Origin of the sequence: Streptomyces coacervatus (assembly GCF_029223485.1) — a bacterium.
GTDB lineage: Bacteria > Actinomycetota > Actinomycetes > Streptomycetales > Streptomycetaceae > Streptomyces > Streptomyces coacervatus.
Genome location: NZ_JARHTP010000014.1, coordinates 107,817 through 121,558 on the forward strand (window position 1 = coordinate 107,817; position 13,742 = coordinate 121,558).

The 13,742-nt window shown below is 69.2% G+C and carries 12 protein-coding genes and 2 pseudogenes; 13 read left to right on the forward strand and 1 reads right to left on the reverse strand.

The annotated features are described in order from the left end of the window. Nucleotides 1–95 precede the first annotated feature (95 nt). From P2Q00_RS31215 to P2Q00_RS31260, 10 genes and pseudogenes are all read left to right on the forward strand, one after another. Nucleotides 96–500, forward strand: a complete 405-nt coding sequence (locus P2Q00_RS31215; RefSeq protein ID WP_275776623.1) for a YraN family protein — start codon at nt 96–98, stop codon at nt 498–500. Then, a pseudogene (locus P2Q00_RS31220) lies at nt 500–1,714 on the forward strand (YifB family Mg chelatase-like AAA ATPase); the annotation flags it as partial. The gene P2Q00_RS31215 and the pseudogene P2Q00_RS31220, both read left to right, overlap by 1 nt. Continuing rightward, entirely contained in the window at nt 1,653–2,804 is a 1,152-nt protein-coding gene (locus P2Q00_RS31225; RefSeq protein ID WP_275776624.1) for a site-specific integrase, read from the forward strand. The pseudogene P2Q00_RS31220 and the gene P2Q00_RS31225, both read left to right, overlap by 62 nt. After that, nucleotides 2,801–5,410, forward strand: coding sequence for a tyrosine-type recombinase/integrase (locus P2Q00_RS31230; RefSeq protein WP_275776625.1), 2,610 nt, complete (start codon nt 2,801–2,803; stop codon nt 5,408–5,410). Before P2Q00_RS31225 ends, P2Q00_RS31230 begins: the two co-directional genes overlap by 4 nt. Continuing rightward, the gene (locus P2Q00_RS31235; protein WP_275776626.1) at nt 5,407–5,982 is read left to right on the forward strand and encodes a DUF6262 family protein; all 576 of its coding nucleotides are present in this window, start codon (nt 5,407–5,409) and stop codon (nt 5,980–5,982) included. The genes P2Q00_RS31230 and P2Q00_RS31235 overlap by 4 nt, the downstream gene beginning before the upstream one ends. Continuing rightward, entirely contained in the window at nt 5,979–6,209 is a 231-nt protein-coding gene (locus P2Q00_RS31240; protein WP_275776628.1) for a hypothetical protein, read from the forward strand. The genes P2Q00_RS31235 and P2Q00_RS31240 overlap by 4 nt, the downstream gene beginning before the upstream one ends. Before the next feature lie 49 nt (nt 6,210–6,258). Next, nucleotides 6,259–6,903 (forward strand): annotated as a pseudogene (locus P2Q00_RS31245) (ATP-binding protein); the annotation flags it as partial. Then, nucleotides 6,900–8,060 carry a DNA-processing protein DprA gene (gene dprA, locus P2Q00_RS31250; RefSeq protein ID WP_275776630.1) on the forward strand — a complete coding sequence of 387 codons (1,161 nt, stop codon included), beginning with the start codon at nt 6,900–6,902 and terminating at the stop codon, nt 8,058–8,060. The pseudogene P2Q00_RS31245 and the gene dprA, both read left to right, overlap by 4 nt. A 271-nt stretch (nt 8,061–8,331) precedes the next feature. After that, entirely contained in the window at nt 8,332–9,174 is an 843-nt protein-coding gene (gene whiG / locus P2Q00_RS31255) for an RNA polymerase sigma factor WhiG (RefSeq protein WP_275776631.1), read from the forward strand. 74 nt (nt 9,175–9,248) lie between these two features. Next, complete coding sequence (locus P2Q00_RS31260; RefSeq protein ID WP_275776848.1) at nt 9,249–9,806, forward strand: TetR/AcrR family transcriptional regulator; 558 nt, start codon at nt 9,249–9,251, stop codon at nt 9,804–9,806. Between the two features lie 101 nt (nt 9,807–9,907). On the opposite strand, the gene P2Q00_RS31265 is transcribed toward P2Q00_RS31260, so the two are convergent. Further along, nucleotides 9,908–10,477 carry a murein hydrolase activator EnvC family protein gene (locus P2Q00_RS31265; protein ID WP_275776632.1) on the reverse strand — a complete coding sequence of 190 codons (570 nt, stop codon included), beginning with the start codon at nt 10,475–10,477 and terminating at the stop codon, nt 9,908–9,910. A gap of 270 nt (nt 10,478–10,747) precedes the next feature. Between P2Q00_RS31265 and rpsB the strand changes: the two genes are divergently transcribed. The 3 genes from rpsB to pyrH all read left to right on the forward strand — a co-directional run bounded on the left by rpsB (nt 10,748) and on the right by pyrH (nt 13,617). Next, a complete protein-coding gene (gene rpsB, locus P2Q00_RS31270) occupies nt 10,748–11,665 on the forward strand; it encodes a 30S ribosomal protein S2 (protein ID WP_275776633.1) in 918 nt (305 codons plus the stop codon). Nucleotides 11,666–11,823: 158 nt separating this feature from the next. Beyond that, complete coding sequence (gene tsf / locus P2Q00_RS31275) at nt 11,824–12,660, forward strand: translation elongation factor Ts (protein ID WP_275776634.1); 837 nt, start codon at nt 11,824–11,826, stop codon at nt 12,658–12,660. Nucleotides 12,661–12,858: 198 nt separating this feature from the next. Continuing rightward, on the forward strand, nt 12,859–13,617 hold the full coding sequence (gene pyrH, locus P2Q00_RS31280; RefSeq protein WP_275776635.1) for a UMP kinase: 759 nt from the start codon (nt 12,859–12,861) through the stop codon (nt 13,615–13,617). Nucleotides 13,618–13,742: the final 125 nt, after the last annotated feature.

The following is a 13,742-nucleotide window of genomic DNA, read 5'->3' on the forward strand; positions in this document are numbered from 1 at the left end:
GTCGCGGTCGGTTGCAGTTGGTCGCTCGTGTGGGTGACAGGTTTGTCCACAACCGATGAGTAGTCCACCAAGATCCACTTGGTTGGGCGCGATGCGTGACGGTTGGCGCCGGAGGTGGTGCCGACATGAGTACACGCAACGCACAACGCAGGGCGATGGGCCAATACGGCGAGGACCTGGCCGCGCGACGGCTGGCGGACGCCGGTATGACCGTCCTGGAGCGCAACTGGCGCTCCGGCAGGACGGGTGAGATCGACATCGTGGCCCGGGACGGAGACGTCCTGGTGATCTGTGAGGTGAAGACCCGCAGGGCGGGCTCCTTCCAGCACCCGATGGCCGCGGTCACGCCGACGAAGGCTCAGCGCCTGCGCGATCTGGCGGAACGCTGGGCGCAGGAACACGGAGGGGCCCCGCCGGGCGGCGTCCGCATCGACCTGGTGGGCGTCCTGCTCCCCGAGCGCGGCGCACCCGTGGTCGAGCACGCGCGGGGGGTGGCCTGATGGGATTCGCGCGTACGTGCTCGGTGGCGCTGGTCGGCGTCGAGGGTGTGGTCGTCGAGGTCCAGGCGGATCTGGAGCCGGGAGTGGCGGCGTTCACGCTGGTGGGACTGCCGGACAAGAGCCTGAGCGAGAGCCGGGACCGGGTACGGGCTGCGGTCGTCAACTCGGGCGCCGAGTGGCCGCAGAAGAAGCTCACGGTGGGACTGAGCCCGGCATCGGTGCCGAAGGCGGGCAGCGGCTTCGATCTGGCCGTCGCCTGCGCCGTACTCGGGGCCTGTGAGCGGATCGACCCTCGGGTGCTCGCCGACATCGTGATGATCGGGGAACTGGGCCTGGACGGCCGGGTCCGGCCCGTCCGGGGCATCCTGCCGGCGGTGCTGGCCGCGGCGGACGCCGGCTACGAGCAGGTGGTCGTGCCCGAGTGCGCGGCCGCCGAGGCCTCGCTGGTGCCCGGCGTGTCCGTCCTGGGCGTGCGCAGCTTGCGCCAGCTGATCGCCGTCCTGGCGGACGAGCCCGTGCCCGACGAGGAACCGGCGGAGGAGGGCCGGCCCGATCCGCTCCTTGCCGGTCTACGGGTGCCCGGCACGGGCGCGGCCACCGGGATGCACAGCCTGGGCGCAGCACAGCACGACCCGGCCCATGACCTCGCCGATGTGGTGGGCCAGATCTCGGCGCGGACGGCGGTGGAGGTCGCTGCGGCGGGCGGCCATCACCTGTTTTTGGAGGGCCCGCCCGGCGCCGGGAAGACGATGCTCGCGGAGCGGATGCCCGCCATCCTGCCCCGGCTCAGCAGGCAGGAGTCGCTGGAGGTCACTGCGGTGCACTCGGTTGCCGGCCTGCTGCCGCCGGGCAAGCCCCTGATCGACGTCGCCCCCTACTGCGCCCCGCACCACTCGGCCACGATGCAGGCGCTCGTCGGCGGTGGTCCCGGCGTTGCGCGGCCCGGGGCCGTGTCGCTGTCCCATCGGGGGATTCTCTTTCTCGACTTTTCCGACCGCCCTGAGTGTGTGCGTATCACTCGTTGGAGCGGTCTCTGGCCTGGTCACGTTCTTACTTACCGATCATGGCAAGCCTCTACGCCGTGTAGTGGACGTGCGGCGGGGAGGTCGGGTGCGAAGAGGGATGGTCTTGGGGGACCTTCGGGTCCAGTCCATGAAGCGGGTCGGCGGCGGGTGGTCGTACACGATCGTGTGGCCGGACGGGGCCGTCGAGGAGGAGGCCGACGGCTATCTGAGGCCGTACGAGGGCAGTGGGTCGCAGAGGACGCTCGCGTACAGCCTCGTTGACCATCTGCGGTGGCGGGTCCGCGAAGGGCTGACCACCGAGACCGTGCAACTGCTGGATCTGCAGCGGTACATGGGCGCCGTCGGGGCGAAGGTGCCGATGCCCTGGGGACAGCCCTGGCGGACGCCACCGAAGAAGCCGTACGGCACGTCGGCTCTGCGGGTCGCGGCGACCGTGCTCAAAGGCTTCTACCTGCACCAATGCGCCGAGAAGGGCATCAACCCGGAGCTCGCGACGGCACTCTCCGTGAGGCGTCTGCCGACCCGGGCGGACCGGAACCGTGCTCTGCTGGGACACACGATGACGTCGGTGGCGGCCAATCCACTGACGCCCCGGGGAGGGTCTCGACGGCGGCATCCGAAGATGCTCCCGGATCAGGCCCGCCCGGAGCTGATCGAGGTCGTGAACACCGCTCGCGACGAGATGGTGGTGACCTGGCTCTCGGACTCAAGCCTGCGGATCGGCGGGCTCACCGGACTGCACCTGGCCGACCTGCACCTGCGGGAGAACGCCCCCTGCGGCGACTGCAAGAGCCCTCACCTGCACGTCTGCCATCGGTGGGGCAACCCCAACCGGGCCGCCGCGAAGATCAAACCGGACTGGGAGACCGTCGACGGCGTGGTCACCAAGGGGGAGATCTACCGGGTCAGCCCCGCGATGATCAGCAGCTACTTCAAGTACATGACGACGGAGTACGCGAAGTACGCCACGGGGCACGGCATGTTGCTGATCCAGCTGGCCGGGCCGCACATCGGCGAACCGTGGACCGCGGACGCGGCCCGGGGCATGCTGCGACGGGCAGGCCGCCGGGCGGAACTGCCCGGCAGGATCACCCCGAAAGCATTCCGGCACCAGTTCACCAACGACGTCATGGACGCCTCCGACGGCGACCCGCTCGTCGCCAAGGCTGCCGGGAACTGGGCGTCGGCCCAGATGGTCGACGAGGTTTACGGACATCCTGACCTGCACTCCCCGGAGTTCACCCAGGCCCTGAAGACCGTCTGGGGTGAGGACGAGTGACCGCGCTTAAGCTGCTGCCGCTCGTCCCGGCCGGCCCCGCACCGACACGGACAACGGGCGACCGCCTCGAACTCCTCACCGCGTTGATGGCGGCGCCGACCTTCGAGGCATTTCTTCGCGACGACGTCATCGACGCACCGCCCGATCACCCCACTTACGGGTGGATGTGCTGCCTAGAGGACTGTGGGTGTCCCCGGGAACCGGGCTACGACCACTGCCAGTTCCACACGCGGCAGTGGCGGCAGATGCGCGACGCCGGGCAGTCGATCAACGACTTCCTCCGCGTCGCCGAGCCGCAGAAGTCCCGGGCCTGGCTCCGGGCGCCAGCCTGCCTGATCTGCCCCGAAGTCCCGGCCTGGGCCGCGAACGGGCTGTGCTTCCTCCACGCACAGCGGTGGTCGAAGGTCACCAGCTACCGACAGAAGAAGGGTCTCGGCACCGAGGGCTTCGACTTCGATGCCTGGCTCGGCCAGGAGGCACCGTTCGCCTGCTTCGGGCAGTGCCGCGTCGGGCCCTGCCCCGAACTCGCGGACAACCCGGTGGGCCTCTGCCGCCGGCACCTCAGCCGCTACCGGCGCGAGGGGAGCCCAGGAGCGGCCCAAGCCGCCTTCCCGCTCTCGCGTTGGTGGAAGCCCGGGGCAACGCCGACGGTGATCCCGGCGACCTACGGCGACAAGGCCCGGTTCGACGAGTGGTGCCGCACGACGCCTCCGGCCAACCGGGCCTACGGGAAGGTCAGCCTGCTCTGCCTGCGTCCGCTGGTGAAGGCCGAGATCCAGTGGACGATGTTCCGTCACGCTCACGAATACGCCGAGGGCGGCCGCTGGCCTCTCTCCTGGATCCAGCACTTGGCCGACGACTGCCGCGAGCAGGACGTGAACTCGCTGGCCGACCTCGACCTCGACGCCTGCAGACAGCATCCGCGAATGATCGCCAAGAAGATGCTGGACTACCTCCGGCTCGTCTACTTCACCCGTGAGGACACCAAGGACGCGGGCTTCCTCGAGACCGATCACTTCGGCGTCCGGTTTCCCGAAAGCGGCAGCCACTTCGACCTGACAGGCGTCTCTCAACGGTGGCTGCGGGACCTGCTCTGGGATCACATGGGCAACCGGCTCCTCAACGACCCGCCTCGCAGCCGCGGAGGCTTCGACCACAATCGTCGCGGCTGCCTGGAACTGTCCGCCTACCTTGAGGCAGAGGCGCCACAGGGCGGCCACGACCCGACACTGCTGACGAAGTCACACATGGTCGATTTCATCGCCGACCAACGGCACCGCGCCCAACACGGGCTTCTGTCCCTGGGCCTTCACTCCAACAAACGCAGTCGCGACAGCCGCCCCACGGTCGTGACCAAGGGCACCGTCTCCGCGAGCTTCAACGGCATCCGCCGGATCCTGCGCGACGGGATGGACACCGGCGCAACCCAGAGCATCGGCCTCGACCGCGGCTTCATCACCGTCGTCCCCTACGGCGGCTCCCCGTCCGGACGACGCAACCCCTTCCCCGACGACGTCGCCCGCGCACTCGCCGCCCAGGAGAACCTGCGCGGCCTCGAAGCTCTCGACGAAGACGACCGCGGGCTGCGGGATATCTGGGAGGCCCTGGTCCTCACCGGCCGCCGCGGCAGCGAGGTCTCGGGCGTCCGTCTGGAGTGCATCGGCCGCCTCAAGAAGATCCCGATGTTCTGGCACGACCAGACGAAGGTCGGCAACTTCGACGAGGGCATCCGGATCCCGGAGTGGCTCTATCTGCGGATCGAACAGCGGCAGGCCAAGACCGTCGCCCGGTTCACCCAGGCTCATGGCCGGCCGCCCACCGCACTGGAACGGCTCGAGATTGCTCTCTTCCCGCGTCGCACCGCCAACCGCCACATGCGCAAGGCCGTCAGCCACAGCTGGTTCAGCAACTGCTTCCGCGAGTGGGTGGACACACTCGATATCGCTCATTGCGTCCCCCACCAGGCCCGCCACACCCTGGCCACCAACCTGCTGAAGGCCGGCGCGAACCTCTCCCACGTCAAGAAGTACCTCGGCCAGGTCTCCGAGGCGATGGCCGAGCACTACGTCCACATCGCCAACACCGACCCCCGACTCAACGACGCCCTCTCCATCGTCTGGGTCGGCGGACCGGGCTCCCCGGAACCGGGCATGCTGCTGTCCGCCGGCGAGCCGCTGACCCGCGCGCAGGCCGAGACCCTCGTCATCGACCTCAACCGCCGCAGCACGCCCGCCGAGGGCGGCTTCTGCACCTACCAACCCGTGGTGAACGGCGACGCCTGCCCCTGGAACCTGGACTGCCACAACTGCGACAAGTTCGTCCTCTCCGGCGCCGACCTCGTCTACTGGCGCAGGAAAGCCGAACAATGGCGGTCCGTGGCCGAAGGGGCCCCCGACAGCGCCACTGCCGACTACATGCACGAACTCTTCGAACCCACCGCCCGCGCCATCGCTGGTCTTGAGAAGGCCCTGGACGCGCTCGGTCTCCTCGAGGAGGCCCTCACGCTCGACCTGCGACGCCCGCAGGACTACTTCGGACGCGTCTGGAGCACTGCCTTCCGAGCCAGTGAGCTCGCGCGCCAGGACGAGGACGGCGAGGCGGCATGAGCTCCGGCCCCACATCCACCGCGGCCGCCATCGCTGCCAGGCGCGAGCAGACTCGGCACAAGCTCACCCAGGTCGAGACGGCGATCGGCCAACTCCGCCGCGAACGCGGACGCCTCACCGTCCGAGCCATCGCCGAGCGAGCCGGGGTCTCTGCCACGTTCTGTTACGAGAACGCCGAGGCGCGGTCCGTCATCCAGAACGCCACAGCTGCCAGCCGCACGCGACATAACCGGCAGGCGCAGGAGGAACACGAGCGGATCGAGGCGTCCTGGCGCGAGCGCGCCCTCAATGCGGAGACCGAACTCACCCGGGCACAGAAGGAAATCTTCGCCGATCGGCAGCAGATCGGTGAGTTGATGGGGCGGCTCCGCGACTTCGATCAGATGGTCCCCGGTGAGTCCGTCCAACAACTCGTCACCGAGAACACGAGCCTCAAGCGCCGTCTTCAGCAGGTCACTCAAGAACATCGCTCTCTGCAGGAACGGCTCGAAGGCGCCCGCTCCAACCTTCGGTTCGCCGACAAGCGCATCGCCGACCTCGAAGCTCAACTCCTTGAACGGGACCAGACATGACGAACCCGATCCGCATTGACCGTGACCAGGCCGCCTCGCTCGCACGGCTGCTGCGAGAGTTGGAACAGTTCCTCGACGAGTGCGACGAGACCGTCGAGGAGGCCCTGGCAGCCCACTTCGGTCTTGACCCAGCCAGCGAGGCGTTCAGCGCAGCCCTCTGCTTCCACGCGGACACGATCGAGAGCGCCCTCGGCATCGAGAGCACCACGTCGCGAACATCTACGTGACGCATCGTTCCAGGTCAGACGCCATCCGGTCGGCAAGGCAGTCGGAAATCTCGACGAAACCCCGGAGTTCAGCAGTCACGCCCTCGACGCGCTTCGGCAGCCCCTGGAGTCCGGGCACGTCGTGATCGCCCGCAGCGCGGGTGTCGTGCGCTTCCCGGCGAAGTTCCTGATGGTGCTGGCAGCCAACCCCTGCCCGTGCGGCCGTTTCTCGCAGATGGACGACTTCTGCGAGTGCCCGCCCTCGGCGATCCGCCGTTACCAGGCGCGGCTGTCGGGCCCGCTGCTCGACCGGGTCGATCTGCGCGTCGAGGTCGACCGGGTCACCCGCGCCCAGCTGACCCGGCGCGATGCCCGCGGTGAGTCCACCGCCACGGTTGCCGACCGGGTACGGGCGGCCAGGGAGCGGGCGGCGGCACGGCTCGTGGGCACACCCTGGCGGACCAACAGCGAAGTCCCCGGGCGGGAGCTGCGCAGCCGCTGGCATGCCGCGAGCGGGGCGATGGACGAGGCCGAACGCAATCTGGAGCGGGGCGTGCTGACCGCCCGCGGACTCGACCGCGTCCTACGGGTCGCCTGGACCGTCGCGGACCTCGTCGGCCACGACCGCCCCGACGCGACGGACGTCGCCCTGGCACTGCAACTGCGTACCGGCGTGCCGCGCGGCGTGCCCATGGCCATCGGGGCGCTGACATGAGCGGCGGTGACGATCCGGGCGACGAACTGCTTGCCCGTGTCCTTCTCAGCCGTGTCCTCGAACCGGGGGACGAGGTCGGCGGACGGTGGCTGCGGGAGCTCGGGGCGGTGGAGGTGGCGCGACGGGTGCGCGACGGCGGGCCGCAGCTCGTCGGCGTCACCGACAAGCGGTGGGCCGGGCTGCTGGACCGGGCAGGCCAGGCCGAGCCGGAGCGGGACCTTGCCGTCGCACAGGAGGCCGGGATGCGGTTCGTGGCGCCCGGGGACGGAGAGTGGGCCAGGCAGCTCGACGATCTGGGGGACGCGCGGCCAGTGGGACTGTGGGTCCGGGGACACCCCAGTCTGCGGATGTGGGCGCTCAGATCCGTCGCCGTCGTCGGGGCAAGAGCATGCACCGAGTACGGGGCGCACATGGCGGCCACACTCGGCGCCGGGCTCGCCGAGCACGGGTGGGTGGTCGTGTCCGGCGGCGCCTACGGGGTCGACGGAGCCGCACACAGAGGCGCGCTCGGCGCCGGCGGCGCCACCGTCGCGGTGCTGGCCTGCGGGGTCGACCGGGCCTACCCGCGCGGACACACCGAGTTGATCAACAGGATCGCGGAACAGGGACTGGTGATCGGGGAGTTGCCGCCCGGTGATCATCCGACGCCGAGCAGATTCATCGTCCGCAACCGCGTGATCGCCGCTCTGACCAGGGGCACCGTGGTCGTCGAGGCCGCCCACCGCAGTGGCTCGCTGGTCACGGCACGGGCGGCGCAGCGCCTGGGGCGCCACACGATGGGCGTGCCCGGGCCCGCCACCAGCGGCCTCTCCGCGGGAGTGCACGAACTCCTGCGGGGCGACGCCGTGCTCGTCACCGACGCGGCGGAAGTCGTCGAACTGGTCGGCGACATGGGAGAGCTGGCTCCGGACCGGCGCGGACCCGTGCTGCCCCGCGATCTGCTGGCGCCGGCCGCCCGGCGTGTCCTGGCCGCACTGCCGGGCCGCGGGGCGGCGCCGCCCCGCGAGATCGCGCGGGGTGCACAGACGACGCAGGACGACGCGATCGCGAGACTGTACGAACTCCGATCACTCGGTTACGTCGAACGACACGGCGACGGCTGGAAGTTGACACGCCAGGCGATGATCTCCGTCCGCGGGGGTCGGAGCCGATGCTGACCGAGCGTGTTCGGCCGTCCGGGGGAAGCCTGACACCTGTGGAAATACCCGCAGTTGACCTCCCCCGGAGGTCACGCACAGCGACCGCCGTGACCCCGTGGGGCGCCCTGCGGAACGTATCTGCGCACACCATCCGCGCCGACCTTCGCGCACCGCGACACTCCAGTCACGCTACGCTCACGAGGATTCCGGCACAGCCCGGCATCTCGACATCAGACCGACAGCTCACCCAGGCACCCCCACTTCACGGCAGAACGGCACAAGGCGACGAATGCCCCAGCACACCTCCGGGTCCGACCGGGCGGCGATCCCCCCAGCCGCCCGTGACGGTGGCAGCGTGCGGCCGCCCGCTCCCTCGACGCTCGACGAGCTGTGGCGGTCGTACAAGGACACGGGGGACGAGCGGCTGCGGGAGCAGCTGATCCTGCACTACTCGCCGCTGGTCAAATACGTGGCCGGCCGGGTGAGCGTCGGTCTGCCGCCGAACGTGGAGCAGGCCGACTTCGTCTCCTCCGGGGTCTTCGGGCTGATCGACGCGATCGAGAAGTTCGACATCGACCGGGAGATCAAGTTCGAGACGTACGCGATCACGCGGATCCGGGGCGCGATGATCGACGAGCTCAGGGCGCTGGACTGGATTCCGCGCTCGGTGCGGCAGAAGGCGCGGAACGTGGAGCGGGCGTACGCGACCCTGGAGGCGCGTCTGAGGCGGACGCCGTCGGAGGGGGAGGTGGCCTCCGAGATGGGCATCCCCGTGGATGAACTCCATGCGGTGTTCAGCCAGTTGTCGCTGGCCAATGTGGTGGCGCTGGAGGAGCTGCTGCATGTCGGGGGTGAGGGCGGCGACCGGCTCAGTCTGATGGACACGCTGGAGGACACCGCCGCGGACAACCCCGTGGAGGTGGCCGAGGACCGGGAGCTCAGACGGTTCCTGGCGCGGGCGATCAACACCCTGCCCGAGCGGGAGAAGACCGTGGTCACGCTGTACTACTACGAGGGGCTCACGCTCGCCGAGATCGGGAACGTGCTCGGTGTGACCGAGAGCCGGGTGAGTCAGATCCACACCAAGTCGGTGCTGCAGCTGCGGGCGAAGCTGGCGAGCTTCGGACGCTGAGCGGCCCGACTCACTCCCGTCGGGGGTGGTGCGTCCGTAAAGTGGTTGACGTGCCAAGGATTCGAGCGGCCTCCGTGGCCGAACACCGGTCGATGCAGCGAGCCGCCCTGCTGGACGCGGCCCGGTCACTGCTGTCCGAGGGTGGGACGGAGGCGCTGACGTTCCCGGCCCTCGCCGAGCGGACGGGGCTGGCGCGGTCGTCCGTGTACGAGTACTTCCGGTCCAGGGCGGCCGTCGTCGAGGAGCTGTGCGAGGTCGACTTCCCGGTGTGGGCTGCCGAGGTCTCGGCGGCGATGCAGCGGGCGGGGTCGGCCGAGGGCAAGGTCGAGGCGTATGTGCGGCAGCAGCTGGTGCTGGTCGGGGATCGGCGGCATCGGGCTGTTGTGGCGATTTCAGCGAGTGAGTTGGATGCGGGGGCTCGGGAGAAGATCCGGGCTGCGCATGGGGGGCTTGTCGCGATGATCGTCGAGGCGTTGGGGGAGATGGGGCATTCGGAGCCTCGGTTGGCTGCGATGTTGTTGCAGGGGGTTGTCGACGCGGCTGTGCGGCGGATCGAGCTGGGGGCGGCTGAGGATCCGGCGGCGATTACTGAGGCTGCCGTGGCTATGGCTTTGCGGGGGGTTCGCGGCTGAGGCCGGTCTGGGTTGCTCTGGAGGTGGGTTCGCTTGCCGCGCTTGCGGGGTGCCGCTCACTTTGGGTCGGGAGCCGCCCCAGCGGCACGACTGCCCGCAGGCTAGGGCAGTGGTACGCCCAGTACCGGCAGCAGCCTCGATGGGCCCCTGTGCAGTAGCCACGGTGGTAGGAGTGACAGTGGGTCGAGGTAGGTCTTGCCCCTCAGTAAGCCCCAGTGCACGCACGTGACCGGGCAGTGCCCGTCCGTCGGTTCCACCATCCCCACCACCTCGCCCGCCTCCACCTCGTCCCCCTTCTGCACCGACGCCTTCACCGGTTCGTACGTCGTTCGCAGGTCCGTGTCCGTCAGCTGTACGGAGACCACGCCCCGGCCCGCCACCCGGCCCGCGAAGGACACGCGGCCGGCTGCCACCGCTCTTACCGGTGTTCCGGCCGGGGCCGCCAGGTCCACGCCCCGGTGGCCGCGGCCGTAGACCGTCGCCGGGGGTTCCCAGCCTCGTAGGACATCGGGGTGCGTTCCCACGGGCCAGGCGCGGCCGACGGCCGGGACCGGTGGGCTCGGTGTCGGTGGTGGCGGTGGGGTGTCCGCCCACGCCCAAGGGGCCAGGACGGTCAACGTCAGTCCCAGCAGTACCGCCCACGTCATCTGCACGTATCGCCTCGCTCGCATGCAAGAACCGTCCCGCAACCCCGCCGATCATGGCCGGGAGCTGTGGACTACTGCCCGGTTGTGGACAGCGGCGTCACCCGGTGCCTCGCGGGTCCCGTACACTTCTTCTGGCGATCCGGGTCACCGGGTCGACTTCGCACGCCCCGACACCTGGTGGTCAAAAGCCGGTGTCAGCGCCCCTCGGTCCTTTGTGGCACGGCGCATGTGGGCGTCAGGCGCGGGAGCCGTCCGGCCCCCGCGGCACAACCGAGAAACTCAAGGAGAACGGCCATGGCCGTCGTCACGATGCGGGAGCTGCTGGAGAGCGGCGTCCACTTCGGTCACCAGACCCGTCGCTGGAACCCGAAGATGAAGCGCTTCATCTTCACCGAGCGCAACGGCATCTACATCATCGACCTGCTCCAGTCGCTGTCGTACATCGACCGCGCCTACGAGTTCGTCAAGGAGACCGTCGCCCACGGCGGCACGGTCATGTTCGTCGGCACGAAGAAGCAGGCGCAGGAGGCCATCGCCGAGCAGGCCACCCGCGTCGGCATGCCCTACGTCAACCAGCGCTGGCTGGGCGGCATGCTCACCAACTTCTCCACCGTCTACAAGCGTCTGCAGCGCCTCAAGGAGCTTGAGCAGATCGACTTCGAGGACGTCGCCGCTTCGGGTCTGACCAAGAAGGAGCTTCTCGTGCTCTCGCGCGAGAAGGCCAAGCTGGAGAAGACCCTCGGTGGTATCCGCGAGATGCAGAAGGTGCCCAGCGCCGTCTGGATCGTGGACACCAAGAAGGAGCACATCGCGGTCGGTGAGGCCCGGAAGCTCAACATCCCGGTCGTCGCGATCCTCGACACCAACTGCGACCCCGACGAGGTCGACTACAAGATCCCGGGCAACGACGACGCGATCCGCTCCGTCACCCTGCTCACCCGTGTGATCGCGGACGCGGTCGCCGAGGGTCTCATCTCCCGCTCCCGCGTCGCCACCGGCGACAAGGGCGAGAAGGCCGCGGGCGAGCCGCTGGCCGAGTGGGAGCGCGACCTGCTCGAGGGCGAGAAGAAGGCCGACGAGGCTCCCGCCGCCGAGGCCGAGAAGCCGGCCGAGGCCGCTGCTGAGGCCCCCGCCGAGGCTCCGGCTGCCGAGGCCCCCGCGGCTGAGGCTCCGGCCGCCGAGGCTCCGGCCGCGGACGCCGAGCAGGCCTGACCCGTCAGCGTCAGAGTTGACGGCGGGGGCGGCGACATTCAGTCCGCCCCCGCCGTTCACCCGTAGGTCGGCGGAGAGTCAGCGGCCCCCGACTACATGGGGGCCGTAGACCCCGTAGATCTTCGATCTTCCAGACTTCGAGAAAGATTCACAGACTCATGGCGAACTACACCGCCGCCGACGTCAAGAAGCTTCGTGAGCTCACCGGCGCCGGCATGATGGACTGCAAGAAGGCGCTGGACGAGGCCGAGGGCAACGTCGAGAAGGCCGTCGAGGCGCTCCGTATCAAGGGCCAGAAGGGCGTCGCCAAGCGCGAGGGCCGCTCCGCCGAGAACGGCGCCGTGGTCTCGATCATCGCCGACGACAACTCCTCCGGCGTCCTCGTCGAGCTGAAGTGCGAGACGGACTTCGTCGCCAAGGGTGACAGGTTCCAGGCCGTCGCCACCGCGATCGCCGAGCACGTCGCCAAGACCTCCCCGGCCGACCTCGAGGCGCTGCTCGCCTCCGAGATCGAGGCCGGCAAGACCGTCCAGGCGTTCGTGGACGAGGCCAACGCCAACCTCGGCGAGAAGATCGTCCTGGACCGCTTCGCCCAGTACGCCGACGGCTTCGTGACCGCGTACATGCACCGCACGATGCCCGACCTGCCCCCGCAGATCGGTGTCCTCGTCGAGCTCGACAAGCCCAACGCCGAGATCGCCAAGGGCGTCGCCCAGCACATCGCCGCCTTCGCGCCGAAGTACCTCTCCAAGGAGGACGTGCCGGCCGAGGTCGTCGAGTCCGAGCGCCGTGTCGCCGAGGAGACCACCCGCGCCGAGGGCAAGCCCGAGGCCGCCCTGCCGAAGATCGTCGAGGGTCGCCTCAACGGCTTCTTCAAGGACGCCACGCTGCTCGGTCAGCCGTACGCGCTCGACAACAAGAAGTCCGTCCAGAAGGTCCTGGACGAGGCCGGTGTCACCCTGAAGCGCTTCACGCGCATCAAGGTCGGCATCTGAGTCCGTACCGCGATCGGCGCGCGAGACCGATAAGGTCGAGTGCAGTCGTCAGCGTGCCGGGCGTATGCCGTGTCGCACGCGTGCGAGACGGACAGCAGATCTGACGAGGAGGCCATTGCCGAGCATGGGATGCGAAAAGCCACCCCAGCGGCAATGGCCTTCTTCGTATGTGCAACACGTGAAAGAGGCGGGATCTCCATGACCACCAAGCCCCAGAAGAGCGACGACGGCAAAGTACGCGGCCGGTTTCTGCTGAAGCTGTCCGGTGAGGCCTTCTCCGGTGGCGGGGGCCTGGGTGTGGACCCCGACGTGGTGCACAAGATCGCCCGCGAGATCGCGGCCGTCGTCCGGGACGGCGCCCAGGTCGCGGTGGTCATCGGCGGCGGCAACTTCTTCCGTGGTGCCGAGCTGCAGCAGCGCGGCATGGACCGGGCCCGCTCGGACTACATGGGCATGCTCGGCACGGTCATGAACTGCCTCGCCCTCCAGGACTTCCTGGAGAAGGAGGGCATCGACAGCAGGGTGCAGACCGCCATCACCATGGGCCAGGTCGCCGAGCCGTACATCCCGCTGCGCGCCGTGCGGCACCTGGAGAAGGGCCGCGTGGTCATCTTCGGCGCCGGTATGGGCATGCCGTACTTCTCCACGGACACCACCGCCGCGCAGCGCGCCCTGGAGATCGACGCCGAGGCGCTGCTGATGGGCAAGAACGGCGTGGACGGGGTCTACGACTCCGACCCGAAGACCAACCCCGACGCGGTCAAGTTCGACTCCCTCGGCTACGGCGAGGTCATCACGCGTGACCTCAAGGTCGCCGACGCCACCGCCGTCACGCTGTGCCGCGACAACAAGCTGCCGATCCTCGTGTTCGAGCTCCTGGCGGAGGGCAATATCGCGCGCGCCGTCAAGGGTGAGAAGATCGGCACGCTTGTGGGTGACCAAGTCAGCCAGGGCTGATGACCCTGACCGGGGGATGGACAATGTCCTGCCGGTCGGGAACCGTGCAGGAAGAAGACGCGACGCAGCCGGCCGCCGCCCCCACGCATATGGAACAGCAGCCGGGCCTACTCAAGACACGCAGG